Annotated in this window: 27 protein-coding genes, 1 pseudogene and 1 riboswitch; of the genes and pseudogenes, 11 read left to right on the forward strand and 17 right to left on the reverse strand. The window is 57.5% G+C overall.

Going from position 1 to position 25,759, the window contains the following annotated elements:
• Positions 1–30: 30 nt before the first annotated feature.
• The 3 genes and pseudogenes from K8I84_RS11315 to K8I84_RS11325 all read right to left on the reverse strand — a co-directional run bounded on the left by K8I84_RS11315 (position 31) and on the right by K8I84_RS11325 (position 1,991).
• Complete coding sequence (locus K8I84_RS11315) at positions 31–207, reverse strand: hypothetical protein (protein WP_223794866.1); 177 nt, start codon at positions 205–207, stop codon at positions 31–33.
• Between the two features lie 60 nt (positions 208–267).
• Positions 268–357, reverse strand: a pseudogene (locus K8I84_RS17050) (PEP-CTERM sorting domain-containing protein); the annotation flags it as partial.
• A gap of 524 nt (positions 358–881) precedes the next feature.
• Positions 882–976: riboswitch (cyclic di-GMP riboswitch) on the reverse strand.
• Positions 977–1,499: 523 nt separating this feature from the next.
• Positions 1,500–1,991, reverse strand: a complete 492-nt coding sequence (locus tag K8I84_RS11325; RefSeq protein ID WP_223794868.1) for a DUF4442 domain-containing protein — start codon at positions 1,989–1,991, stop codon at positions 1,500–1,502.
• A 150-nt stretch (positions 1,992–2,141) separates the two neighbouring features.
• Here K8I84_RS11325 and K8I84_RS11330 point away from each other — a divergent pair, with 150 nt between their 5' ends.
• Together K8I84_RS11330 and K8I84_RS11335 are read left to right on the forward strand one after the other, a co-directional pair.
• On the forward strand, positions 2,142–2,402 hold the full coding sequence (locus K8I84_RS11330) for an acyl-CoA-binding protein (protein ID WP_223794869.1): 261 nt from the start codon (positions 2,142–2,144) through the stop codon (positions 2,400–2,402).
• Between the two features lie 127 nt (positions 2,403–2,529).
• On the forward strand, positions 2,530–2,841 hold the full coding sequence (locus K8I84_RS11335) for a site-specific integrase (RefSeq protein ID WP_223794870.1): 312 nt from the start codon (positions 2,530–2,532) through the stop codon (positions 2,839–2,841).
• 23 nt (positions 2,842–2,864) lie between these two features.
• Here K8I84_RS11335 and K8I84_RS11340 read toward each other — a convergent pair whose 3' ends face one another.
• Both K8I84_RS11340 and greB read right to left on the reverse strand, forming a co-directional pair.
• Positions 2,865–3,332 carry a hypothetical protein gene (locus tag K8I84_RS11340; protein ID WP_223794871.1) on the reverse strand — a complete coding sequence of 156 codons (468 nt, stop codon included), beginning with the start codon at positions 3,330–3,332 and terminating at the stop codon, positions 2,865–2,867.
• 110 nt (positions 3,333–3,442) lie between these two features.
• A complete protein-coding gene (gene greB, locus K8I84_RS11345; RefSeq protein WP_223794872.1) occupies positions 3,443–3,958 on the reverse strand; it encodes a transcription elongation factor GreB in 516 nt (171 codons plus the stop codon).
• Positions 3,959–4,245: 287 nt separating this feature from the next.
• On the opposite strand from greB, the gene K8I84_RS11350 reads away from it, so the two are divergent.
• Positions 4,246–4,527 carry a hypothetical protein gene (locus K8I84_RS11350; protein WP_223794873.1) on the forward strand — a complete coding sequence of 94 codons (282 nt, stop codon included), beginning with the start codon at positions 4,246–4,248 and terminating at the stop codon, positions 4,525–4,527.
• Positions 4,528–4,529: 2 nt separating this feature from the next.
• On the opposite strand, the gene K8I84_RS11355 is transcribed toward K8I84_RS11350, so the two are convergent.
• The 8 genes from K8I84_RS11355 to ftsY all read right to left on the reverse strand — a co-directional run bounded on the left by K8I84_RS11355 (position 4,530) and on the right by ftsY (position 12,573).
• Positions 4,530–6,011, reverse strand: a complete 1,482-nt coding sequence (locus tag K8I84_RS11355; protein WP_223794874.1) for a sensor histidine kinase — start codon at positions 6,009–6,011, stop codon at positions 4,530–4,532.
• Positions 5,998–6,678, reverse strand: a complete 681-nt coding sequence (locus K8I84_RS11360) for a response regulator transcription factor (protein ID WP_223794875.1) — start codon at positions 6,676–6,678, stop codon at positions 5,998–6,000. The genes K8I84_RS11355 and K8I84_RS11360 overlap by 14 nt, the downstream gene beginning before the upstream one ends.
• A gap of 114 nt (positions 6,679–6,792) precedes the next feature.
• Positions 6,793–7,566, reverse strand: coding sequence for a hydroxypyruvate isomerase (hyi, locus tag K8I84_RS11365; RefSeq protein ID WP_223794876.1), 774 nt, complete (start codon positions 7,564–7,566; stop codon positions 6,793–6,795).
• A gap of 4 nt (positions 7,567–7,570) precedes the next feature.
• Complete coding sequence (locus K8I84_RS11370; RefSeq protein WP_223794877.1) at positions 7,571–8,485, reverse strand: NAD(P)-dependent oxidoreductase; 915 nt, start codon at positions 8,483–8,485, stop codon at positions 7,571–7,573.
• A 123-nt stretch (positions 8,486–8,608) separates the two neighbouring features.
• The gene (rpoH, locus tag K8I84_RS11375; protein WP_223794878.1) at positions 8,609–9,469 is read right to left on the reverse strand and encodes an RNA polymerase sigma factor RpoH; all 861 of its coding nucleotides are present in this window, start codon (positions 9,467–9,469) and stop codon (positions 8,609–8,611) included.
• Positions 9,470–9,663: 194 nt separating this feature from the next.
• The gene (ftsX, locus tag K8I84_RS11380; RefSeq protein WP_223794879.1) at positions 9,664–10,668 is read right to left on the reverse strand and encodes a permease-like cell division protein FtsX; all 1,005 of its coding nucleotides are present in this window, start codon (positions 10,666–10,668) and stop codon (positions 9,664–9,666) included.
• Positions 10,658–11,347, reverse strand: coding sequence for a cell division ATP-binding protein FtsE (ftsE, locus tag K8I84_RS11385; protein ID WP_223794880.1), 690 nt, complete (start codon positions 11,345–11,347; stop codon positions 10,658–10,660). Before ftsE ends, ftsX begins: the two co-directional genes overlap by 11 nt.
• Before the next feature lie 29 nt (positions 11,348–11,376).
• Complete coding sequence (gene ftsY / locus K8I84_RS11390) at positions 11,377–12,573, reverse strand: signal recognition particle-docking protein FtsY (protein ID WP_223794881.1); 1,197 nt, start codon at positions 12,571–12,573, stop codon at positions 11,377–11,379.
• Between the two features lie 172 nt (positions 12,574–12,745).
• On the opposite strand from ftsY, the gene rsmD reads away from it, so the two are divergent.
• Positions 12,746–13,387, forward strand: a complete 642-nt coding sequence (gene rsmD, locus K8I84_RS11395) for a 16S rRNA (guanine(966)-N(2))-methyltransferase RsmD (protein ID WP_223794882.1) — start codon at positions 12,746–12,748, stop codon at positions 13,385–13,387.
• On the opposite strand, the gene K8I84_RS11400 is transcribed toward rsmD, so the two are convergent.
• Positions 13,363–14,541, reverse strand: coding sequence for a fatty acid desaturase (locus K8I84_RS11400; RefSeq protein WP_223794883.1), 1,179 nt, complete (start codon positions 14,539–14,541; stop codon positions 13,363–13,365). The two genes, rsmD and K8I84_RS11400, sit on opposite strands and share 25 nt — an antisense overlap.
• Before the next feature lie 225 nt (positions 14,542–14,766).
• On the opposite strand from K8I84_RS11400, the gene mutM reads away from it, so the two are divergent.
• From mutM to K8I84_RS11435, 7 genes are all read left to right on the forward strand, one after another.
• Positions 14,767–15,579 carry a bifunctional DNA-formamidopyrimidine glycosylase/DNA-(apurinic or apyrimidinic site) lyase gene (gene mutM / locus K8I84_RS11405; RefSeq protein ID WP_223794884.1) on the forward strand — a complete coding sequence of 271 codons (813 nt, stop codon included), beginning with the start codon at positions 14,767–14,769 and terminating at the stop codon, positions 15,577–15,579.
• A 159-nt stretch (positions 15,580–15,738) separates the two neighbouring features.
• Positions 15,739–16,071 (forward strand): hypothetical protein, encoded by a 333-nt coding sequence (locus K8I84_RS11410; RefSeq protein WP_223794885.1) that lies wholly within the window; start codon positions 15,739–15,741, stop codon positions 16,069–16,071.
• Positions 16,072–16,161: 90 nt separating this feature from the next.
• A complete protein-coding gene (gene yrfG, locus K8I84_RS11415) occupies positions 16,162–16,851 on the forward strand; it encodes a GMP/IMP nucleotidase (protein WP_223794886.1) in 690 nt (229 codons plus the stop codon).
• 41 nt (positions 16,852–16,892) lie between these two features.
• Positions 16,893–17,297 carry a ribosome-associated heat shock protein Hsp15 gene (gene hslR / locus K8I84_RS11420; protein ID WP_223794887.1) on the forward strand — a complete coding sequence of 135 codons (405 nt, stop codon included), beginning with the start codon at positions 16,893–16,895 and terminating at the stop codon, positions 17,295–17,297.
• Positions 17,298–17,368: 71 nt separating this feature from the next.
• Positions 17,369–18,223, forward strand: coding sequence for an Hsp33 family molecular chaperone HslO (hslO, locus tag K8I84_RS11425; protein ID WP_223794888.1), 855 nt, complete (start codon positions 17,369–17,371; stop codon positions 18,221–18,223).
• A 174-nt stretch (positions 18,224–18,397) separates the two neighbouring features.
• Entirely contained in the window at positions 18,398–19,936 is a 1,539-nt protein-coding gene (locus K8I84_RS11430) for a phosphoenolpyruvate carboxykinase (protein WP_223794889.1), read from the forward strand.
• 160 nt (positions 19,937–20,096) lie between these two features.
• A complete protein-coding gene (locus tag K8I84_RS11435) occupies positions 20,097–20,375 on the forward strand; it encodes a hypothetical protein (RefSeq protein ID WP_223794890.1) in 279 nt (92 codons plus the stop codon).
• Between the two features lie 100 nt (positions 20,376–20,475).
• Here the strand turns inward: K8I84_RS11435 and K8I84_RS11440 are convergent, their stop codons facing one another.
• The 3 genes from K8I84_RS11440 to K8I84_RS11450 all read right to left on the reverse strand — a co-directional run bounded on the left by K8I84_RS11440 (position 20,476) and on the right by K8I84_RS11450 (position 25,658).
• Positions 20,476–22,197 (reverse strand): amidohydrolase, encoded by a 1,722-nt coding sequence (locus K8I84_RS11440; RefSeq protein ID WP_223794891.1) that lies wholly within the window; start codon positions 22,195–22,197, stop codon positions 20,476–20,478.
• A gap of 275 nt (positions 22,198–22,472) precedes the next feature.
• Complete coding sequence (locus tag K8I84_RS11445) at positions 22,473–24,539, reverse strand: TRAP transporter large permease subunit (protein WP_317848214.1); 2,067 nt, start codon at positions 24,537–24,539, stop codon at positions 22,473–22,475.
• A 54-nt stretch (positions 24,540–24,593) separates the two neighbouring features.
• Positions 24,594–25,658 carry a hypothetical protein gene (locus K8I84_RS11450; RefSeq protein WP_223794893.1) on the reverse strand — a complete coding sequence of 355 codons (1,065 nt, stop codon included), beginning with the start codon at positions 25,656–25,658 and terminating at the stop codon, positions 24,594–24,596.
• Positions 25,659–25,759: the final 101 nt, after the last annotated feature.

Genomic DNA, 25,759 nt, shown 5'->3' on the forward strand with positions numbered 1-25,759 from the left:
CATCGTTCCTTTGGGACCCTTTCTATCAGCTTACACCTGTTGAGCGGTTGGCGATTGGCTTTGATGGCAGGATTGAGTGGCTTCAAGAGTCAGCGGGGAAAACTCGACGAAAGCAGCCTCAAGAGTTTCCTCTTTCAGGGCTCTGAACTTCACCATTTCGATGGTGTGGAATAAATCACCGCCACGATCTTCGATCAAGCCGCTCAAGCAATAAAAAAGGCCCTGAATTCCCTCAGGACCTTTTTCAACAACTTATGGCTGAAACGATTAGGCTTCGGTTTGTCTGCGGCGTGCAACGCCCAAGCCGGCGAGGCCTAGACCAAGCAGCGCCAACGTTCCGGGTTCTGGAACCGCAGAAGAAGCTGAGAAGGTGAAGCCTGACTGATTACTAAATGACCAGTAGCCTTGGGTATCTTCAAAACCTGTAATTTTGAGAAGGCCTTTACCATCCAGCTCAAGGTCGGTGGCGTTTTGGAATTCAGCTGTCAAGTTCAGCATTTCAAACTCGTAGGTGACACCCGCAAGAGTAAAACTCCAAAGAGGGTTTACTAATGAATAGAAGGGGTCATAAACAATGTCGCTCATGGTGACAGCCGTACCTTCTGTGCCATCGTAATCACCAGTAGTCACAATATTTTTTCCAGGGGGCTCTCCGAGAACCGTAACACCGAAAAAAGACAACCTATCACCGGCTGCTAGTTGGTCAGAAACAACGGTGCCAGTGCTATCTGTGACGTAGTAGCCACCGGTAAAGCCGATCTGGCCACTGATATAGGGAAGGGCAGAAGCACTGGTGGCTGTCAAAGAAGCCACTGCGAAACCGGCACCCATCACCAAGTTTTTAAGTTCCATCTCAATTTCCTCGAGGTTTTTACACTCAGGAATGTAACCTGGCTGTCTCTCGGGCTCCGGTCGCCCGGTTTTGAGATCCTCGGTTTTCCGCCCCAACCTCATGGTTGGTTTGGCCTCTTCCTTGAGTTTATAAGGTTAAGTCTTGAGCATTACGCTCACCCTGACAGGAAGCATTAATTAGGCCAGAAACTTATGTGTATGAATTTATTTAGAAAATATGACGCCCGAGTTTTTCGATAATTTTAATGTAAATTTTTTCGACATGACCGAGCACGAGGTGAGAGATGTATCGGCGCAGCCGATACGAAGGGAGACACGCGGGTCACAAGCCTGACCGGGGAGCTTGTCCAGCTAGCCTGACTCCGGGAAGCACCTTTTACCATTCCGTTGCACTCAGGAGGCTTCCATCCTAGCCTGCCACCAAACCCCCGTAGCTTCATCACTTCGTTCGTCAGCACACACTTCCGCAAACTCCGCATAGAGCAACAAACTCGGAACTCCGCGCTGATTACCACAAACGATTTCGCTCAGGTGCCGTAAGGCATTACTGAGCTCGATTCTGTCCGATTCCAGCATGGACTGGGACCAGCGAGCGTCGCCGAAAGTGCACTTAGACAAACCTTCGTTCGACGTTCGGGATCAGACAATTACCGTCGCTTTGGCGTCCAGGCCCAGATCATCGCCAGCTCGATGGGCTCCTTGCCCTCACTGTCTCGGATAGTCACCGGCACAGTCACCTCGCCCTTGTCCTCCATGCGAATCCGCTCCCGCTGCTCAGCCGTCAGGTAAGCCTCGACGGTCATGTCTCCCTTGGCCCGACGGGTATATTCGGCCTGGGCAGTCTTGATCACGGGAACCTTGTCATCCGACACATTCATGCCCACCAGAAACCCGGTAGCGGACTCGGCCAGCAACAGGGAAGCAACGGCATGGACACCGCCAATGTGATTCTGTACCCGACGCTTGTTGACCAGACGGATCACGCAGCGGTCGTGATCCAGCGACTCAATACGAATGCCTGCGGTGCCGGTAAACGGAACCACCTTGCCGAAAAACAGGGTCAATGCCCGGGACCGGGCAAACTCGGGCAAGGTGTTGATCTTGTCCACAATACCAGACAGCTTATTGGTGCCAGCCATAAATAAATCCCCATAAAAACAGCTTTTTGGCTCCGGACGATACCCCATTCCCCGGCGTAAAGGAACGCCCGGTCATGACGGGATGAAAGCAGGCCGGTATACTCAGCGAGACTTCTGTGGGATACCGCACTGACCGATAAGGAGATGGAAATGAGTGACCTGAAAGCCCAGTTTGATGAGGCCGTTAACTACATCCAGACAGCCGAAGGCGATTTTCAGCCGTCAAACGAAATGAAGCTTGAGTTTTATGCTCTGTACAAGCAGGCCACCGAGGGCGACGTGTCTGGTAAACGTCCGGGCATGATGGATTTTGTGGGCCGTGCAAAATACGACGCTTGGGAAAAGCTCAAAGGCCTGTCCAACGAGGACGCCATGCAGCAGTACATCGACAAGCTCAACGCCCTGAAGTAATCCTGCGGGATCCCGGCTGCCCCTGCCGGGATCCAACCTCAACTGCCATTTTTGCGTCCGCTACACGTTTGTCATAGAATCCGCGGCATATAATAAAAACGCACAACAAGCACGACAGAGATCTACCATGGAGAATACCCAAGCGCTGGACCAATCCCAGCCGGGCCTTTCAAAGCGCGTCAAAAAAGCCATTGAACGTCAGCAGCTGAGTCAGCGAACCGAACAAAGTTACCTGCACTGGATTACCCGATTCATCACATTCCACGATTGTCAGGATCCAGAGATGCTGGCCGAGGAGGAGCAGCACGCATTTCTGCGCTATCTGGACGAACGAGCCCAGGTATCGAGGGCAAGGCTGAATCAGGCGAAACAGGCACTCGTCTTTTTCTACGAGGATGTTCTGGACAAGGTCGAGTCAAGGGATACGGCTGCAGCTTGAGGCAGCCCTGCCTTCAGTGCGGCCTAGCGCTCCATCATATTGATATTCTGGTTTTGGATGGTTCGGTTCTGCGGCAAGCGAAGTTGGAAGCCCGTGGTGTGATTGACGCCCGGAATTGATTTCGGGTTAGCAAACTGGAATTCCACGGGAACCTCGGAACGGCCAAGATCGGTTCGGCGATCCCGTGGCTCCAATGCCAGCGGATCCAGATAGAAATCGTCGTCCGTTGCTGGTTTCACTGGCACACCGGCAGCCGGCGCCGACAGCCCACCTTCAATCACCGTATCCGCCAGCGCGTCCTCCTCTATGGAACGAAACGGGATGGTATCGATGGTTGAACGCTCTTCGTACTCAAACACCCCATCGTCAACGAAAGGGCTCTCACTCTGAGCAATTGCGATAACCGAGCAACCGAATAAGCCGGCAATCAGTCCCGATTGCCAAAGTCGGTTTCTACTCCTACGTGACCGTTGTTCTGTGTCCTGTTCCATGACTCAATCCCTGGCTGACAATTCCCTTCAAGCCTAGCATGCCAATCTCCGGACATATTATCGCCTCAGCGGCCAGATTGCTCAAAAAAGCGTCAACGATGTGACGCTTTTCACCCAAGCCGATCCGGTGACCGGTATCGAATCGCCGAAATCACCACGGTTTTCCATCCTTCCGGAGTGCGTACACTGACCTCATCGTCCAGGCGCTTTCCAATCAGCGCCCGGGCCATAGGCGAGTTGATACTCAGATAACGTCTGGTCAAATCAAACTCGTCAGCGCCGACCAATCGATATTCCTGCTCCTCACCCGACTCCTCTTCGATCGTTACCCAGGCACCGAAGAACACTTTCTCCTGATCATCAGGCAAACGGTCAACCACCGTGACTTCTTCCAGGCGCTTACTCAGAAACCGAACCCGGCGATCGATCTCCCGCAACTGTTTCTTGCCGTAGATGTATTCGGCATTCTCGGAGCGGTCACCCAATGCGGCCGCTTCTCGCACAGCCTGGGTCACTTCAGGCCGTTTCGTTTTCCACAAGTACTGCAATTCATCCCGCAGGGCCCGTTCACCTTCCGGAGTGATATAGCGCGGCCGATTGCCGCCGGCGTTTGATGTGTTACTCATCAATCCTGACCTTGTTCTGGGTACCGAAAATGCGGGCAAAAAAAACCCCGTAATCCACGGGGTAAGGCTAGCGCTGTGCTGGAGGGGTAAGCAAGAAACCTAGGGTTCTCGCTTTGGTGAGTCCAATATCTATTATGCACAGCCAGCGTTACCGCCGAATGGCTCATTGATTACCTTTTAGACAGAGATTAGCTAATGCGGAAGGAAATTAGGTTGCACACTCTAGGGACCAGAGTTAGGTTGCGGGATAATTGATCTTCCACGCTTGTCTGTCACGGAGTTTCCCGATGAACACCCAGAAATTACTGAACCTTGCCCTCGAGGGCATCGACAACCTCGGCTATCACCTCGATCAGTTCGGTGTCACCGGTAAGGTTAACCGACACAACATCGCGGCCTTTCTGGCGGCAGAGCAAAAGCATCTTGAGGGCGAATGGGACAGCCTGCAGGCCAAGTTCGGTCGCCGTCGTTCCCAGGTTGAGCAGCTTACCCATGGGTTGGAAAGTCGAGCTGAAAGCCTGATCGCCCCTGTACTGGAGCGGGTTAACAGCTTCCGCGCCAAGTCCTGATATCAACCGTCACTGGTTTCAGCCGGGTGGCGGGTTTCAGAGTTGCCCGCCGGCGCGGGCAACTCGGCTGACGTTGTCTTGATGCGCTTTCGTACGCCGGTGAATGCCGGCATATGCACGGATACCGTCAAACCTGGCGGATTTTTACCTGGATAGGTATCGGTCAGGACAATCTGGCCCTGATGAATCTCCGACACGGCACTGACGAGGCTCAAACCCAGGCCATTGCCGGGGAGCGACCGGCTTTTGCCCACCCGGTAAAAGCGCTGGAATATCTGGTCCTTCTCTTCATCCGGAACACCAATCCCGCTGTCACTGACCTCAAACACCGCATCACCACCGGACTTCCTTACCACGACGCCTATCGTGCCTTTCTCCGGCGTGTACTTGATCGCGTTATCGATAAGATTGCTGACCATCTGGAACAGCAAATCCCGGTCGCCCTCGATCATCACGCCTTTTTCCAGTTGCTGCTCGAATACCTGATCCTTGTCTTCTGCCAGCGCCTCGTAAAGTTCGCAGGCGTCAGTGACCAGCTCATCCAGCGACACCACCTTCATGTCGGCAGTGTTGCCGCGGGTTTCCAGGCGGGCAATCCGTAACAACGCGTTGAAAGTAGACAGCAGCTGATCCGCCTCTGCAACGGCTCGACCAGCCTGCTCCCGGGCTTCGTCGTTGTCTACCGACAACAAGGTATTCTCCAGCTGGTTACGCAGGCGGGTCAGCGGCGTGCGCAGGTCATGGGCAATGTTATCGGAGACATGCCGAATGCCTTCCATGAGATACACGATACGGTCGAGCATCCGGTTAAGGTTGTCGGCCAGCTGATCAAAATCGTCATCCGTGCCCCGGGTAGGAATCCGCAACGACAGGTGGCCATTCATGATCCGGCGGGAGGTGTTGTTGATGACCTCAATTCGGCGAGTGGTGCTTCGGCTCATCAGGAACCCGCCCAGAAGAGCCAGCGCCAGAGTGATGCCCATCCCCCAGTTGATGGCGGTTTCAATAACCCGCTTCAGGCTGGTGAGGTCATCCACATCCCGTCCCACCAACAGGCGCAAACCGCCCTGCACTTCAAAGATCCGGGCACGGGCAAGCCGTTGCGGCCCACTCCAGCCAACACTTTCGTCTAGGGTAAAGTTGATCCAGCCGCTTTCCGAGCGAGTGCCCTGAGGCCAGGATTCGATGTTCCCCGCCAGCTTCAGGAAGTCGTCGGTCGTCAGGAGATAAATGGATTTGGCGTTGGGGTCGCGGGCCACGCGTTCACGGATGATAGTAATCAGACCGTTCACGCCCCGGCCCCGATACTGCTCGGCCAGCCCGGCCACTTCCGCCTCGATGGTTTCATCGGTCTGGGCGGTCATGAACCCGGCCGTTCGCCAGTATATGAATGCGAGCAACAGAAAGACCGAGGTGGCAAACACCACCATGTAAAGAAGGGCAAGCTGGAAGGAAGACGTCCGAAGCTGGCTAAGCAGTTTCACGAAGCATGTACCCGGCACCGCGTACGGTTTGCAGCAGGGGTGTGTCGAACTCTTTGTCGATCTTTGCCCGCAGACGACTGATGTGTACGTCGATCACGTTGGTCTGGGGATCGAAGTGGTAGTCCCACACCTTCTCCAGCAACATGGTCCGGGTAACCACCTGGCCAGCATTACGCATCAGGTATTCCAGCAACCGGAATTCCCTCGGCTGTACATCAATGTTCTGTCCGGCCCGCTTGACGGTTCGAGCCAGCAGATCCATTTCCAGATCCGCGACCCGCAGAACCGTTTCCGTCTCCGCTGCCTGACGGTTCCGACGGACAAGGGACTCAATACGTGCGAGCAGTTCCGTAAATGAGAAGGGCTTGGTCAGGTAATCATCCCCACCACCGCGCAGGCCTTCAACACGATCATCCACATCTCCCAGGGCGCTCAGAATAAGCACGGGCACCTGATTCCCGGTGGCTCGGACCGTCTTGATAATTGACAGGCCGTCCATACCCGGAAGCATGCGGTCGACGATCATGATGTCGTATTCCTCACTGGCCGCCATCATCATGCCCTCCTTGCCATCGGCAGCATGATCAACAACAAAATCAGACTCCCTGAGCCCCTTCACCAGATAATTGGCTACGTCCTGGTCGTCTTCGATTACCAGCGCTTTCACCGGCATATCCTCCCGATATCGGATTACGTTCAATGGCAACAAGGGTACGAAGAACTCCGGAATCCGGCCAGTTACCATCTTGTAAGAGGGTGTCGCCTAAAGCGACGGGCGAAATCAGCCCTCCAGCCACCCCAGACTGGCCCCGGTATCGCCCGAAGGCCGGTATTCTGCGCTGACCCAGCCGTCGTAACCCAGCCGATCAATGGCGGCAAAAACATTCGAAAAGTTAATCTCTCCGGTGCCCGGCTGGTGGCGCCCCGGGTTATCGGCGAACTGGATATGACCAATCCAGGGCAGCAGACACTCCATGGACCGGATAAGATCACCTTCCATGATCTGCATGTGGTACAGGTCATACTGCAGACGCACATTGTCGGCATCCACCGCCTCCATCAGGGCGAGGACTTTTCCGGAGGTGTCCAGCACAAATCCCGGCATGTCCACCCGGGAATTGATGGCTTCCAGGCACAGGGTGATGCCTTCCGCGGACAGCTTTTCGGCCGCATAACTCACGTTGGCCTGCAACGTCTGCCACGCGTCTTCCTCTGACAACGATGGGGGTCGAAGACCCGCCAGACAATTCACCTGCCGACAATCCAGTGCCCGGGCGTATTCTATGGCCTGGTCTACGCCTTCACGAAACTCCGCCACCCGGTCTGGCAGACAGGCGATGCCCCGCTCCCCGGCATCCCAGTCACCGGGCGGCAGGTTGAAGAGCACTTGGGTTAGCCCATGGTCCTTGAGGAGAGAAGCAAGCTGCTCCTTCTGGTAGGGATAGGGAAACAGGTATTCCACGCCCTCAAAGCCCGCATTCCTGGCATGAGCAAAGCGCTCGGTAAACTCGAACTCCGTGAACAGCATAGACAGGTTGGCAGCAAATCGCGGCATAACGCTACTCCTTAGGCCCCCGGCCAATGGATCCCATCAAAGCACCGTTCAGGTGCTCCAGTTCCAGAAGCAGGCCACTGTGGTCGACGTCGCTATGGCCATTGGCCACCAGGGACAAATATTCATTATGGACCTGCTGGGCCAGTGGCAGGGTCAAGCCTTCAGCCCGGGCTTCATCAAGAATCATCCGCATGTCCTTGAGTTGGATCCGTGCCGGTGCGCCAGGCGCGAAATCCCGGTCAATCATGCGCTGACCATGCAGCTCCAGTATCCGGCTGCCGGCGAAGCCGCCCATCAACGCTTCGCGCACGGCAGCGGGGTCGGCGCCACCTTTCGCCGCCAGCAACAGCGCCTCGGATACGGCACCGATGGTAATTCCGACAATCGCCTGGTTCGCCAGCTTGGCCAGCTGCCCTGAGCCAACGGGTCCAATTCGAGTACAGCGTCCAAGGGGGGCAAACACCGGTTCGGCCCGGGCAATGCTCGTCTCATCACCACCAGCCATGATGCTCAGTCGCCCTTCGGCAGCACCCACCGTTCCCCCCGATACTGGGGCATCAATATAGTGCCCACCCTGAGCCTCCACCAGCTTGCCATGGCGACGGGCCACCGTCGGTGTTACGGAGCTCATGTCGATCACCAGGGTGTCGGGCCTGATCGCCTCAATCGCCCCCTGACCAACGAGCACCTGTTCGACGACGTCGGTGTTCTCCAGCATGGTGATAACCACATCCGCCTCGGCCACCGCCTCGGCAGGAGAAGTTGCAAGAACGGCTTCTTGGGAAAAAGGCTCACACTTGGCAGCGGTCCGGTTCCAGAGCGTCATGGAAAAGCCGGCATTCAGCAGGTTACGGGTCATGGGGGCGCCCATCAGGCCGATTCCAAGAAACGCTATACGGGCAGTGGCGGTGGTCGTCATGAAAGCTCTCGCAGGGCTATGGCGTTATTGAAATGTGCTTGATTATACAAACAAAAACGCCACCAACCGGAAGGGTGGTGGCGTTTTCGATCATCGACGGATCAAACCCTGACTGGCGTTACATCACGCCGCGTCATCGATTTGCTTCCGGATCTTCTTCATGGCGTTTTTTTCCAGCTGGCGAATCCGCTCTGCTGAAACACCGTATTTATCGGCCAGCTCATGCAAGGTGGACTTGCTTTCGGACAACCAGCGTTCCCGCAGAATGTCCTGACTGCGCTCGTCGAGGCTGCTCAGCGCCTCCATCAGGCGGCTGTTGGAATCCTCAGTCCAGTCGGCCTTCTCCAGCTGAGTGGCCGGGTCTGCCCGACGATCCTCCAGATAATAGGCTGGCGCCTGATACGCGGATTCATCATCGTCATCCATTGGCCCGTCGAAGGAGGTGTCCTGAGAGGCCAGACGACCTTCCATTTCACGAACCACTTTCGGTTCAACACCCAAGTCCGCCGCCACGGCCTTCACTTCCTCGTGGTTCAACCATGCCAGACGCTTCTTCTGACTACGGAGGTTAAAGAACAACTTGCGTTGCGACTTGGTGGTAGCAACTTTCACGATGCGCCAGTTGCGCAGGATGAATTCGTGAATTTCGGCTTTGATCCAGTGTACGGCGAAGGAAACTAGCCGGACACCATACTCCGGGTTGAACCGCTTCACGGCTTTCATCAAGCCCACATTGCCTTCCTGAATCAGGTCGGACTGGGCCAAGCCATAACCGGAATAGCTGCGCGCAATGTGAATCACGAAACGCAGGTGAGACATAACGAGCTGACGGGCTGCCTCAACGTCGCCCTCGTAGTGAAGTTTTTCTGCCAGCTCGCGTTCTTCATCGACTGAGAGCACCGGAATGCTCGATACAGCCTGAACGTAAGACTCGAGATTTGCACCTGGAACCAGTTTGTCGACCAGCTGTAAACTCGTACCCATACTTTGACCTCCGAACCAGACAGCCGATAAATATAACAACTAAGTTTTCGACCGCCAAGAACCTGATAAGTTCCCGACCCACCCGCAAAAACGGTACAAATTCAACGACCTGAGGGGATCGACTTGGTTTTGGTTGTTCTCGACACTACTCGATGAATCCTGCTGCTCTCAATACGGTTTTTCCGTTATCAGGCTCATCCGCCGGCAATTTCTCCCGGCTCAATGTCGTCCATATGACGCTTGACCGCCAGCCAGGCTCCTAGCCAGCCTAGCACCATTGCGGCAATTATCAATGCGAGCCCGCCGACAAGTCCCGGACCGGACAGAGAGAATTCCGTCCGGTACAGGTCGGCGAGACGTTCGATCGGACCGCTCAGCCACCAGAGCGACACCTCCAGCACAATCCAGGCAAGAATTCCGCCGCCAAGACCAAACCAGGCGCCAGTGTACAGGAAGGGTCGACGCACAAACGCTTCCGTCCCGCCCACGAGCTTGGCGACCAGAATTTCATCCCGCCGGCTCTCTATCGCCAGACGCACCGTATTGCCAATCACCAGCACCACCACAGCGGCCAGCAACAGGGACAGCACCCAGACCGCTCGCACCAGCAGATCGGTGACCGCATTCAGGCGCTGAAGCCAGCCAAGATCCACCTGAACACGCTCAATACCTTCTATGGCCTCGATGAAACGGATTAACCCCTGCATTCCCGCTTCGGACCGGGCGCTGGCTTCCGGGGTAATCAACAAGGCATGGGGCAGCGGGTTCTCATCCAGGAAATCCAGCGCATCCTCAAGGCCCGACGACACCCGGAATTCCCTGAAGGCGTCATCACGATTGACCAGTTCGACCGCGTCGATTCGGCCATCCGAAGCGACCCGCTCGGCAATCGCCTCGGCGTCCTCCAGCGGCGACTCAAGCTCGACGTAGGCCGTTAGCCGGGCACTGCTGTCCCAACCGGCACTGACCCCTTCCAGGCTGCTCAGCAACAGTAACAACGCCACAGGCAGTGCCAGGGCCACACCGATGACCGCCCAGGTCATCAAGCTGGCAACGGGGCTTCGCCACAAACGCTCCGCACTGTCCCGGGCGACCTTGCGATGGTGATTGACGTAACCTTCCATCAATTGACGCCCGGCCGACCTGGACACTCTGGCGCCCCGGCTCACGTCGTGTTTGCGCTGGGACTCAGGCACCATGAACACCTCCCTGGAATGGCGTGCCGCCAGAAACCAGGCGACCGTGATCCAGCGTCAGGGTCCGGTGCCCCATCTCGTTGATCAGTGCGATATCGTGGGTGGCAATCAGTACGGTCACGCCCACCTGGCTGAACTGACTGAAAAGATTCATGATACCGGCGGACAGCTCAGGATCGAGGTTACCGGTCGGCTCATCCGCCAGCAGCACCGGTGGCTTATTGACCACCGCCCGGGCAATACCCACCCGCTGCTGCTCACCGCCGGAGAGCTGGATGGGGTTCATTTTTTCCTTGCTTAGCAACCCGACCTTATCGAGTGCTGCCCGCACCCGGCGGCCCGCCTCTTTTGGCGGTACGCCCATGACTTCCAGCGGCATGGCCACGTTATCGTAGACCGTCCGGTCGAACAGCAGCTGGTGATTCTGAAATACCACGCCGATGTGCCGGCGCATGTAGGGAACCTGCCGCTTGGGCAGTTTGTTCAGGAGTTGCCCGCCGACAACAAGTTCTCCGGCGCTGGGACGCTCCATCACCATGATGAGTTTCAGCAAGGTACTTTTTCCGGCCCCGGAGTGACCAGTCAGAAACGCCAGCTCACCCCGGTCCAGCCGGAAGTTAACCTGACGCAGGGCAGTGTGGTCACTGTCGTACCGCTTGGTGACCTGACGAAACTCAATCATGGGCGGCTACTACTCCAAAAAGCCGGCGTTTAGTCAAACAGTGCTTCCACAAACGTTTCCGCGTCGAAGCTGCGCAGGTCATCCACCTGCTCTCCCACACCGATGAAGCGGATCGGAAGCTGCAACTGACGGGCAATGGCAAATACGATACCGCCTTTTGCCGTGCCGTCCAGTTTCGTCAATGTAATACCGCTGACGCCCACCGCCTGCTGAAACACCTGGGCCTGACTCAGGGCATTCTGCCCGGTACCCGCATCCAGCACCAACATGACCTCATGGGGTGCCGAGTCATCGAGCTTTTTCATGACTCGCACAACTTTTTCCAGCTCGTTCATCAGGTTGTCTTTGTTCTGTAGGCGCCCGGCGGTATCGGCAATCACCACATCGGTGCCACGGGACTGGGCCGACTGGATGGCATCGAAGATGACCGAGGCACTGTCGGCACCCGTTTGCTGGGCCACAACCGGCACATTGTTACGTTCACCCCACACCTGCAGCTGCTCCACCGCCGCCGCCCGGAAGGTGTCGCCGGCCGCCAGCATGACGGACTTGCCTTCGCTCTGGAATTTCTTGGTCAGCTTGCCGATGGTCGTGGTTTTGCCCACGCCGTTGACGCCCACCATAAGAATGACATAGGGCTTCTTGCCAGCATCGACGGTCAGCGGCCTGGTAACACCCTCAAGAAGCCTACGCAGCTCGCCCTGCAACGCCTTTCGCAGAGCTTCACCATCCTTCAGCTGGTTGCGCTCCAGCTTGTCGGTGAGAGAGTCGATGATTTCGGACGTGGCAGTTACGCCAACATCCGCCGTGAGCAGAGAGGTCTCGATTTCTTCCAGCAAGTCTTCATCGATCTTCTTGCCCACCGAGAACAGGTCTGCCAAGCCACCCGTCAGGCTCGCCCGGGTTTTCCCCAGGCCCAGCTTGATCCGCTCGAAAACACTGACCTGAGGCTCTGGCTCAGGTTCGGGCACCGGCTCAGGCGCTGGGGCCGGCTCAACCTCGGCTGGCGCCTCGACAGTTTCGGGTTTTTCGTCAACGGCTGCTTTAACGTCTTCCGCCGGGGCCTTCGCCTGCGGCTGCTCGGGCTCAACGCCTCGCGCCACGTCCGGCTTGCGCTGAGGGACCGGCTTCGGTCGCGGCGCACGCCGACGATTGCCAACGATATCCAGGACAAAAACAAGGACAAGAAGGGCCAGGAGGCCGACTGAAATCCATTCTGCCGTCATAGAGTCATTACCATCATTCTGAATGGGCGGGACAAAGAAAGGGCGTATTCTAACAGACTGTCCCGGGCAAGTGGGGAGCGCGCGTTATCACCCACAACCGCCTTTCGGCTACCATTTGCCCATAAACAGCCCCGACGGCAAAGCCAAACCAGATACCAGGAGTGCATCCAGTATGGCGCGCAGAAAATCCGCCCGACCTCAGCGCAACACCGGCCAAAGCCGCAGCAAGGCCAAAGCCACTGGCACGGGCGAACTGAGGATTATCGGCGGTGACTGGCGGAGCCGGAAGGTCCGCTTCCCCGATGCGGGCGGCGTTCGGCCGACACCGGCAAGAACCCGGGAAACCCTGTTCAACTGGCTGAATTTTCAAGTACCCGGCAGCACCTGCCTGGATCTGTTTGCCGGTTCGGGGGCACTGGGACTCGAAGCCCTGTCACGGGGCGCATCCAGCACCACCTTTGTTGATCACACTGCGGAACTGGTACAGGCACTCAGAAGCAATCTACGGCTACTGGAGGCAACGTCAGCAGAAGTGATATGCGCCAGTGTGGACAGCTTTCTGGACCAGCCGGCCCGACAGGCTTTCGATATCGTGTTTATGGACCCACCGTTCCGGCAGGGTTGGCTGGACACGCTGTTGCCGTCGCTGAGTGGACAGGGATGGATCAAGCCCGGCGGCTGGGTGTACGTAGAGCATGAAAGCGAACTGGCAGCACCAGCAACGCCTCCGGACTGGCACCTGCACCGGCAGAAGACCGCCGGGCAGGTGAGCTACAACCTGTATCGGGTTCAGGAAGCCGGGCGCAGCGAATAGGCCCGTAAGTGTGCGGCGAACTCTTCCAGATAGCGAATGCCACTGGCCTCCGCTTCCTTACACCACTGCATCAGCGCCTGCAGCTTGTCCTGGGGCTTGAGCCCCCGCTGCCGCCAGAGCGCCTGGAGCTCATGGCTCTTGTCGTAGATTTGCCGCAGGATCTCGTGCTTCTCGAGCACGGATTCAAGGGTTTCCTTTTCCCGGGGGTGAATCAGCGAGGCCTCCCGTGACAGCAGCTGACGCAGCTTCCGGTAACGGGGGCGAATGCCCTCATCCATCATCGCCTTCTGCTGGCGAAGAACCGGTTCCATCACCCGCTTGCGGTACTGGCGCATGATGTCGAAACGGTTGTTGGCAATCGCCTGCACGGTATCCACATCCACCTCCTGCTTGCCCGGGACGTGATGGGCAATCGGACGGTAGCCTTTCGGAGTGGCCAACCCGAACAACTGGAACAGGCGAATGTAGCCCCAGCCGATGTCGACTTCATACCAGCGCCGGGACAGCTTGGACGAGTTCGGATAGGTATGGTGGTTGTTATGCAGCTCTTCACCACCAATAAAAATACCCCAGGGAGAAATATTGCGGGCGTTATCGGCGCATTCGAAATTGCGGTAACCAAACCAGTGACCCAGCCCATTAATGACGCCTGCCGCCCATACCGGCATCCACATCATCTGCAGGGCCCACATCCAGATACCGTGCACGCCAAACAGGGCAAGGTCGATGACTGCCATCAGCACAATGCCCAACATCTTGTATTTGCTGTACACATTACGCTCGACCCAGTCCTCCGGCGTGCGCTGGCCGTATCGCTCCAGGGTTTCCGGAGTAGCGGCATCGGCGTAGAGCTCGGCCCCTTCCAGCAAGACTTTTCTGATGCCCAGAACAACCGGGCTGTGGGGATCGTCTTCGGTTTCGCACTTTGCGTGATGCTTGCGGTGGATGGCAGTCCACTCTTTGGTGTTCTGTGCCGTGGTCAGCCACAGCCAGAACCGGAAAAAGTGCTTCAGTGCCGGATGAAGGTCCAGCGAGTTGTGAGCCGAATGGCGATGCAGGTAAAGCGTCACACTGATAATGGTGACGTGGGTCATGCCCAGCAGCACCAGGATCATCTGCGTTACCGAAAGATCCAGCAGTCCGTTAAACCACATACATATTCCTCAATCGTAAATCATGGCTGGTGAACTTCGGCGTTTGCCATTGCAAGCCCTTCCTGCAGGCATGAGAACCAAACCAGCGTGGCCACTCTAGCGTACAGATGTTCGCCGGAACAACCGAAGTTAAACATCGTTTTGTTACCAATTACACCCATTGCCCCAACTTTGTGACTGTGCTCATATTGCCAATCTTGGAACCAGCCCCCGGAGAACCCTGACGTGCCCGAACTGCCCGAAGTCGAAACCACCCGCAGAGGCATCGCCCCGCACTGCGAGGGGCAGGTCATTTCCGCAGTGACCGTTCGCAACCCCAGCCTTCGGTGGCCGGTACCGAGCGATCTTGCCGAACGAGTCAGCGGCAAACGCATCCAGAGCGCGGATCGCCGGGCCAAGTACCTGCTCATTCATCTGGAGGATGGCACCCTCATCATCCATCTGGGCATGTCCGGCAGCCTGAGGGTCATCACCGACAACGCGCCGCCCATGACCCACGATCACCTTGACCTGACGCTGGAATCCGGAACCGTGCTCCGATTCAACGACCCACGCAGATTCGGCTGCTGGCTCTGGACCGACTCTGTGGACCGCCACCCGCTCATCGAAAGCCTTGGGCCAGAACCTCTTTCAGAGGCATTCAACGGCGAGTTGCTGTTCCAGCGTTCCCGCTCGAAAAAGACACCCATCAAGAACTTTATTATGGACAATCATGTCGTCGTTGGCGTCGGAAATATTTACGCCAACGAAGCCCTGTTCAAAGCGGGCATTCACCCCAGACGGCAGGCTGGTCGCATCAGCCTTGACCGGTACCGACGTCTGGCCGAAGCGATCCGGGAAACCCTGAGCGCCGCCATCCTGATGGGAGGCACGACACTGAGGGATTTCGTCAACAGCGATGGCAAGCCCGGTTATTTCGCCCAGGTATTGCTGGTGTATGGCAAAACCGGCTCACCCTGTACCCAATGTAACACGCTTCTCAAGGAAATCCGGATGAACAACCGATCAACGGTGTACTGCCCGCGCTGCCAACGCTGATTTGCCGACACAGTTTGCAACGTAAAAGTCGTTGAAAATACTGAAACATGCTTCATAGTTAACGAAGAATCTGACGCCAATCTCTACCATACCAAGGCACACAGAACGCTCGGCCCGGCACCCTCAGGGGCTTGAGCCAAAACGTTGAGGAGACCAACAATGACACAAAAACTATCTCGCACGCTCATCGCCGCTGTGGCTGCCTGCCTGCTGGCTTTCTCATCCATCGGTCACGCCCGGGCCATCGATGAATCTCCTTCCGCCCTGGCCATGACCGGCGATGCCCTGTTTGCCCGCCCGGTACTGTTCGCCACGACACTTGTGGGCGGGGCGGTGTACCTGGTCTCCCTGCCGTTCTCCCTGCTCGGTGGCAACGCCGATGAAGCCGGCGAAACCCTGTTCCTCGGCCCCGCCCGCGCGACCTTCGTTCGCTGCCTTGGTTGCGCGCGTTCTGGCCGTAAAGACGAGCAGGCAAGCTACGCGTCCAACTGATATCCCCGGACAGACGTCCGTAATATCCCAACTTGTCAGAAGGCGGGATCTCCGGCAGCCTGAAGAAAATTCTTCAGGCTGTTTTTGTTTATGGTGAACTGGTCCTCTCTGAACACAGTGTTTCTCGACATGGATGGAACGCTGCTGGATCTGCATTTCGACAATCACTTCTGGCTTGAGCACCTGCCTCTGCGCTATGCGGAGCAGCACAACCTTGCTCCCCAGGAAGCGAAAGACCGGCTGATCCCCATGATCATGGCGGAACGCGGTTCGCTGAACTGGTACTGCACCGATTACTGGAGTGAACGGCTCAACCTGGACATCACCGCCCTGAAGGCAGAAGTAGGCGAACGGATCGGTTATCGCCCGCACGTGGTTGAGTTCCTGCAAACGTTGAAGGCAGGCAGGCTCCACTCGGTGATTGTCACCAACTGCCACCCGGATCCGCTGGCGCTCAAGCTCGAGCGCACCGGGCTGGCCGACCATGTGGAGGGGATCGTCTCCAGCCATCAGTTCGGTAAAGCCAAGGAAGATCCCGAGTTCTGGCAGGATCTGCAAAATGCCGTTCCCTACAATCCGGCCTCAACACTCATGGTGGATGACAGCCTGCCGGTGCTGGAAAGCGCCCGCCGGGCCGGCATTGGCCAGTGCCTGGCGATCCTCGCCCCGGACAGTCAACAGGCACCGCGGCCAGCACATAGCGAGATCCCCGGCATCCGCCATTTCGATGAGATTCTGCCGGGACTTCGCCGGCAACAGTCTCTGCAATCGGCCCGTTGAGCAGGTTATAATCCGGGCATAACCCCATCAGGTGAGGAGACATGGCGGCAACGGCTGACGACCCGCGGGTCCGACTCGACAAATGGCTCTGGGCAGCGCGCTTTTACAAGACCCGCACGCTGGCCAAGGAAGCCATTGAGGGCGGCAAGGTGCACTACAATCAACAACGCAGCAAACCCGGCAAACTGGTCGAAACCGGAGCGACCGTCACCCTTCGCCTGGGCTGGATGGAAAAGGTGATTGTGATCGACGCTATCAGCGACCGTCGCCGGGGCGCACCGGAAGCCCAGAAGCTCTACCACGAAACCGAAGAAAGTGTGAAAAAACGCGAGGAACTGGCGTGGCAACGCAAAACCATGCAGGCCGCCCAGCTTCCACCGGCCCGTCGGCCGTCCAAAAAGGACCGGCGCGATATCCAGCGGTTCCGCGAACAGAACAACCTTTGAATTCCGATAAGCGCCAGAACCTACCAGCTGGCGCCAGACCAACGTCTACCAGCATCTCCAGGAGAAAAACCATGGCATCCCGCGACCAGTTCCAGCGCTTTATTTTTGAGGACAGTCATGTCCGAGGCGCCTGGGTTCAACTCGGCGCCAGCTACCGCGAAATCGGCAGCCAGGCCCCCTACCCCGATTCCGTGCGGGGCCTGTTGGGCGAGGCACTGGTGGCCAGCGTACTGATGAGCAGCACCCTGAAATTCGAGGGCACACTGTCGCTGCAAGCCCAGGGCCAGGGCCCACTGAGCACACTGATGGCGGAGTGCTCCCACGACCGTTTTATCCGCGGCTTGGCCCGATTCGATGAACAGGCTGTCGGTGAAGAAGCGTTCCATGATCTTCTGGGCGAGGGACGCATGGCCATCACCATCACACCGGAAAAGGGCAACCGTTACCAGGGCGTGGTACCCCGGGAGTCGGATTCCCTGGCCGGCTGCCTGGAAGAATATTTCGAGCGCTCCGAACAGCTGGCCACCAGCCTGATTCTTTTTGCCTCAGAAGAAGGCGCTGCCGGGCTTCTGCTTCAGCGGCTGCCGGGCGCGACCGAGGAAGACGATGATCTGTGGGAACGCGTTAACCACCTCGCCCGCACCGTTAGCGAGGCGGAACTGCTGGAACTCGACAGTGAAACCGTGCTGCATCGGCTGTTCCACGAGGAAACGGTTCGCCTGTTCGATGCAGAACCCGTGGCCTTCCGCTGCAGCTGCTCCCAGGAGCGCACACTGGGCGCACTGGAGGCCATCGGCAAGGAGGAGTGCTACAGCATCCTTGATGAGCAAGGCTCGATCGAAATGGATTGTCAGTTCTGTCACGCACACTATCGATTCGATAGAAACGACATTGATCATCTTTTCACCGGTCATACGTTACACTGAAACCCATGTAGAACCGGCGTTAGGCCAGACGTGGCGCGGATTTTCGGCCAGTCGTTTTTTACGATCTTCTCTGGCATAATAGCGCGCCTGAATTGACCCGATTGCTCAGTTTTCCATCAATCATGGGGGCGTGGGCCTGAGCAATCACGAAGACACCCCGAGGGCGAGGTCGAAGTGAGCAACACTTATACTGATCTGAGTTCAGCACGACTGGTCGAGCTGGCACTGGAACGCAACGAAGGCCAGCTGGCAGCGAACGGATCGCTGGTCGTCAAAACCGGTGAACGTACGGGCCGGTCACCAAAGGATCGTTTTATCGTCGAGGAGCCGAGCACCGCTGACGATATCCATTGGGGCCCGATCAACCGCCCCTTTGATGCGGACAAATTCGATGCCCTGTGGGATCGTGTTGAGGCCTACATCGCTGAGAAAGATCAGTTCGTCTCCCACGTTCACGTTGGCTCCGATCCCGAGCACTACCTGCCGGTCAAGATGACCACCGAGACGGCATGGCAGAACCTGTTCGGTCGCAACCTGTTCATCCGTCCGGAGAGCTACAACCCGGCCGACAAGCAGGAATGGCAGATCCTCAACGCCGCCAATTTCGAGTGCGATCCCGAGCGCGATGGCACCAACAGCAACGGCTGCGTGATGATCAATTTCGCCAAGCGCAAGGTGCTGCTGGCCGGCATGCACTACGCCGGCGAAATGAAAAAGGCCATGTTCTCCGTGCAGAACTTCCTGCTACCGGAAAAAGACGTGCTGCCGATGCATTGCTCGGCGAACGTGGGCGAGGACGGTCAGACCTGCCTGTTCTTCGGCCTGTCCGGCACCGGCAAGACCACCCTCTCCGCCGACCCGCACCGTTTCCTGATCGGTGACGACGAGCACGGCTGGGGCCCGGGTACGGTGTTCAACCTGGAAGGTGGCTGCTACGCCAAGTGCATCGACCTGTCCAAAAAGAACGAGCCGATCATCTGGGACGCAATCCGCTTTGGTGCGATTGTCGAAAACGTGATGATCGATCCGGACACCCGTGAGCCGGACTACAACGATGTGTCCCTGACCGAAAACTCTCGCTGTGCCTACCCGCTTGAGCACGTGGAAAAGCGCGTGGAAGAGAACCGCGCTGGCGAGCCGTCACACATTGTGTTCCTGACCTGTGACATGACTGGCGTACTGCCGCCTGTATCCATCCTGTCCAAGGAATCCGCGGCGTACCACTTCCTGAGTGGCTACACCGCCCTGGTAGGCTCCACCGAGATGGGCTCTTCCTCCAAGCTGAAATCCACCTTCTCTACGTGCTTCGGCGCGCCATTCTTCCCGCGTCGCGCCGGCGTCTACGCCGAGCTGCTGATGAAGCGGATGGAAGAGTTTGGCAGCAAGGTGTTCCTGGTGAATACCGGCTGGACCGGCGGTCCCTACGGTGAAGGTCAGCGGTTCAGCATCCCGACCACCCGTGCCATCATTGCCGGCATCCAGAACGGCGATCTGGACGATGTGGAAACCGAGCACCTGCCGGCCCTGAACCTGGACGTGCCCAAGCACGTCCCGGGCGTCGACTCCAACCTGCTCAACCCGCGCAACACCTGGGTCAGCCCGGACTACTACGACGGCAAGGCAGCCGAGCTGATTGCTCAGTTCGTCGAGAACTTCAAGAAGTTCGACGTTTCCGAGTCCATCGTTGACGCCGGCCCGAAGCTGGCCAGCTGATTCGGCTTCGGCCAAAAAAGCGCCCTGCAACCGCACGGCGCTTTTTTTGTGCCTGCTGACTCATGCCTGCACAAGGACCTCCAGCTCCCTTCTTCCTCAGGTTTGTGGCACAGTTAACCGGTACCTCTCAGTCACCCTTTCAACCAGGCACGATCACGGCATGAAACAAGCTATTCGAAAACTCTTCTCCCCACTGCTCAAGCGCTTGGAATCCGGGGAAGTTGGCCCCAACTACAAAGCCTCACACCGAACCATTCTGATCGCTGTCGGCACGCTGTTTATGATTCTGGGCACCATTTCCCTGGTGGCCATGGTTTACACGGGACAGCTGGGTGCCTTTGTTCCGGTAGTGGCTTTCCTGGGCCTGGGAGGGGTTTGCCTGATTGTTGGCAGTGTAGGAACCGATGCTGCGGTCTCCAAGTTGTGGGGGCATCGATAAATCCGGTGTGAATTTACCGGACGGCTGACAGTACCCTGCGAATCGCTAGGCACTGCCAACCTCACTAAAATGGCTCTAGACGACACCATTTTCTGGGCGTTTACTCTTCACTCCCGGCATCCTCCAGCGCTTCCAGGAACTCCCGGCCCATCGCCATGCTGGTTCCTGCGGGAAATGCCCCCTGGTAACCGGTTCCATCGGCTCGGTAAACCACCTGCCCTTCCTTGATGGTCTCCATTACCTTGAGCTGGTCCAGATTCTCCGGATCCACCGCCAGCGGGTTTTCAGACAGGATCACAAAGTCAGCCAGCTTGCCCACCTCGATAGAGCCCTTCTCATCCTCTTCGAAATGCTGCCAGGCAGGCCAGATGGTCATGGCCTTCAGCGCCGTCAGCACATCCACCCGCTGACTCGGTCCCAGAATATCGCCGGATCGGGTACGCCGGGTTACCGTTGCATCCAGCACCCGCATGCTGTCGGGGAAGGCCACCGGGGCATCGTGGTGGGTGCCGAACTTCATGCCCCGGCTCCGGATCCAGCCCGTGGGCGAGATGTTTTCAGCGTTTACCGGTCCAACGGTATGGTCTCGATGCCAATCGCCCCAGTAAAACGTGTGCATGGGGAAAACCGACGGAAAGACATCGAGAGCCTGCAGACTGTCGACCTGATCCTCCCGGAGGAACTGACCGTGAATCAGCACCGGCCTGCGGTCTTCGCCTTCGCTCTCCTTGCTGGCCGCCTTGATTGCGGCCAGTAGCATGTCGGATGCACCCTCACCGTTGGCATGAGTGATTAACTGGATATCATTGTCAAAAGCCCAGTTAACCGCACTGATCACTTGCTCCATGGTAGCGGCTGCGTAGCCGGCATATCCGGGCGGGTAATCCCCCACCGGGTCGTAATAAGGGCGATCCCGCAACGCGGTAAATCCCTGAGGCGAACCATCGATGGTCAGTTTTGCCCCCCCGACCCTGACCCGGTTGTCGTAGGCAAGAGACACGCTCTCGGCAATATAGTCCCTGTCCACCAGAACATCGGGGTAGATCACAATGTCGACCGGCAGTGCCCCCTCCGCGCCAAAGGCCTTAACAATCTCCGTGGTCTGCGGAGTGGCTCGCCCTTCCTGCGCCGTGGTGTAGCCGTAGCTTGCCCAAAGGCCCGCCCCCGCCTTCACAAACGCCTTGAAGCCCTCGGGGCCGATGCCTCCGAACAGTTTCCCCAACGCCATGAAAAAGGCATTCTCCTCCAGGACGCCATTGGGCCCGCCATCCTCGCCGCGGCGTATCAAACCGCCATCGGGATCGTCGGTGCTGGCATCAATGCCTGCTGCCTCCAGCCCCGGGCTGTTCAGCACACCGAAGTGCCCGGACTGGTGGATGATCACCACAGGGATCTCCGCCGATACCGCATCGAGGTCCTTCCGGGTTGGGTGTCGTTGTTCGGCCAGCTGCGACTGGTCGTAACCAAAACCCGCAATGAGGTTCACCTGCTGAGCGATCTCCGCGTTTTCCTCAACCCAGTCATTGAGGGTTTCAATCAAACCAGCTATATCCCGCACCTCGCCGTCGGGAGGGGCCAACAGGTTGGCGGAAAGGGCTTGCAAACCACCAACAACCACATGGCCATGACTGTCGACAAAGCCCGGTAGCAGCGCCCTCCCCTTGAGGTCATGGATCTCGGTGTTGGCGCCCTTGCGGTCCATCACTTCCTCTTCGGTCCCAACCGACAGGATACGACCATCTTTGACCGCCACCGCCTCAACCTCCGGCTGTCGGTCGTCCATGGTCAACACGGGCCCACCCAGGTAGATGCGGTCAGCCATGTCCATGGCTTGGGTTGGACTATTCAGAGTTAACAACATTGTTGCCAACAAACCCTTCAGCGAATGGCGCCCATAGATCATGGTCCAGTTCCTTCTGTCAGATTAACGAGGATCACAACAAGAATAGACACAGGACGCCTATCCCGCCGGGCGGCATCGGGCGAGCGAAAGGCCGACTCAGAGTAAGTCAGTGTTCACATGCGCAGAAACGTGAGGAGTTTAAGGAGAAGCAAGATAAAGGGGCCAGCATAAAGCCGGCCCCTTTTGAGACGGTATCAGGCGTAGAACATAAGCGGAACAAAGGCCACGATCAGCAGGGAAATGCCCATGGCAATCAGCGGCATAATGATCCGTTCATGACGCTGGTAGAAGGTGCCGTCTTCCCGCAAGGCCAGAGTCACCTCCGCCTCACCGACCACCTGACGGGTGAGCAGGTGATTAAGTGCGACCGGCGGACTGAGATACCCCAGCTCGAACGCCACCAGGGTCACCATCCAGAAGTGGATCGGGTGAATCCCACTGCTGTAGGCAATGGTCGCTACGGTAGCCGTCACCAGGATGACGGCACCAAACGCGTCCATGATCATACCCAGAACGACCAGGATCATTACCATCAACAGCATGGCAGACCAGGCACTATCAAATGACTGCGGGAAGGTTTCCATCAGGTGAGAACGCTCAATCACACCGCCGATACTGACCGACAGGCCCAACAGGAGCAAAAGCGCACCGATTTCCGCCGTGGTATCGTTGGTGGCCCCTCGCAGGCTCTTCTCAAGACCTTTGACATCTTCTGCCTTTGCAGAGGCATGGCCAGGATCCTTCTTGAACCGGAAATGCTCGTATACAAGGATACCGAGCATGATGACCGGCAACAGCCTGGGCGCGGAGAACTCATCCATCTGCACATTAAGGGCGAAGCGGTAGAACAGCACCACCGCTGCAATCACCACAACGTATGGAACCAGCGGCTTGAGCGCCTCAAGCATGGCGGGCAGGGCCTGATTCGCAGGCGCCAGATCAATCTTGTTCTCGCGGTTCACCGTCAGCGCCACCAGCATGAACATGGTTGCAGTGAGCACAAATACCCACAGGCCCCAGCCAAACAACTCATCGGTGGTCACTTCACGGTTCAGATAGGCGATCACGACCACCAGCAGGCAGGGGCGAAGGACCACACCCAGAGAACCGGACATCGCCGTGGCCGCCAGGGCCAGCTGCCGGCGGGCACCGGCAGCCCGCAGTTCGCTGTAGATAACGGCACCGGCCGCGATGACAAAAATGCCCGAGGCACCGGTATAGGCGGTTGGCACTGCCGCCACCAGCACAGCCACCACAGCCAGCATTTCCGGCGGCATCCGCCAGGGCCGGAACACGTTGAAAACCAGCGTGGCCAATTGCGTCTGCTTTAGCATCATGCCGACCCAGACGTACAGGCCCACATTCAGGAACATATCCGCCAGTTCCATCATCTTGCCAAGATAGATACCGACGCCAGAGGAATGCCCGATCAGCGAGAAGTAGGTGCCGGAAATCAGACACATGACTGTGTACAGGGGGACAGACAGGAAGGCCTTGTTGAGGGTACCGCCAAGCTGGAGATCATTGGGCACCCGCAACAGCCGGTAAACGCTTGCCAGGGTCAGACAGGCAAAGCCGATAATCCAGAAATTGTGCAAGAGCACTTCTTCCTGGGTTACCCGGGTTTCCGCCGCCAGGGTTGACTGGCGAAAGATAAAACTGGAGCCAAACAACATCAGGTTGGCGACGGTCTGCAGACCGTGGGAGACCATGTAATCAAGACGGGTTTCCATGGCCCGCATCGCAATATGGTGGCGGGTAAGCGTGGCGGTTACCGCACACAGCATCACCAGGATAACCAGGATGTAGCGTTGGGAAGTCAGGCCAAAGGCGATTAAATCCGCCACGAAGAGTTCGACCGTGCGGTAGGCTTGGACGCCGACCGTAAGCTTGCCCTTCAGGCTGTCGTAATTGAGGTGCGCCTCGCGGCAATCCTTGACGGCCCGCTCAATGGCAGTCCGAACGTCCGCCGGATTTTTCTCTTCCACACCCAACAGGGCCGCCATCGGATCATCGGTCGCGGGAGCCTCTGCCATTTCTGCAGCGACGGCAGCGTCGATATTCCGATCAGGATTACATGTGGGCTCCACCGGATCCATTCGCAGCTGATAATAGCCGCTCCAGAAATACTCACCGGCGCGCAGCATCTGGTTGTGAATATCACTGCTGGTGGAAAATATGACCACGGCCAGCAGTAGCAAACAGGCTGGCAGTGACGAAAACCACTCCAACCCGCTACGACGAAAACCGGCCTTGGACATCACTGCATACTCTGAGGTACCCGACATAACAACACACTCTGGGCTATCCGGTTATTACAAAAGATCATCCAGATCCATGGTTTCAACTTCTTCCTGCTGGTCGTCCCAGAAACTGCCAAGCTGACCGAGCGGGGTACGATGTCCGGTGTTCTCTACCCACATGCGGTCGGAAATCGCAACGATCATGTCGGTGGCCATGGCATCGACGAACCGCCAATCCCAGTCGGCCGGGCGATCGTTGATCGCCTCAGCATGGCCCCGGATGACGGCCTTCACTTTCTCAGAATCGCCCTGGTTCAGGGCAGCAATGGCGTGGAACACATGGGGCAGCCGGACGCCAGCCGCTTCGCCCTGTTTATCAGCACGCTCCAGTCGCTCGAAGGCATTTTCACCTTGTGGAAGGGCTCCCGGGATCATGGCCCAGACCGTGGCTCTGAGCGCCATCGGAGCCCCCCACCATTTCTCGTTGTCCAGGCAACTGGTAGCGCGCGCAACGATGGAGCCGATGTTGTCCGGAACCCCCAGAGAGGCGGTTGACTGTACCTGGGCGTTCAGTGCCTGCAGTCCTGACATCAGGCCAGCCATGTAGATAAACTCGTCCATGTCGTCATCAAAACCCGGACACTCCCCATCATCAGGCTTGCCGTAGAAGGTGTTATGGTGCTGCCAGGCCTTGTGATATCGTTTGGCCGCCAGCACATAAGCACGCTTCTGACGAATCATGGCGTCTTCCGCTTCCACCGCTTTCAGGCTGTGCATGGCTGCAAGCCCTGCCAGCTCGTGTTCGCGCGCTTTTTCCTCAGCGCAACCACCGGCAGACAGGTACAGCATTACTGCCAGCTGATCAGGCTCTGAGGTTACCCGGCCAAAGGACATCAGAAGTGGGGCAGTGGCCTCGCTCATGGCACAGCCCATGGCCAGATCATCACTTTCCAGCAGATACGGCACGGTATGGTCGCGGGAAAACCCCTGCATCACATCTCCGGTGGTCTTGTAGATCATGTTGTTGACCACCCCACAGCCACTCAGAGCCGCACTGGCTATCAAAGCCGCAACAACGCCCTTGAAGCGTTTGAGGACCTGCAAACTGTCCAGTGTCAGGTTTGGAGAGACTGTCATCGCTGCTTCACCTTTCGGATGTTTTCTTGGTTTTCACTTGCTAACTGTCTGGCCAAGCGAAGGAAAACTGATGTTACAAACCGTAACCAGAATCAAATTAT

It is taken from the genome of Marinobacter sp. F4216 (genome assembly GCF_019931195.1).
GTDB classification, from domain to species: Bacteria; Pseudomonadota; Gammaproteobacteria; order Pseudomonadales; family Oleiphilaceae; genus Marinobacter; species Marinobacter suaedae.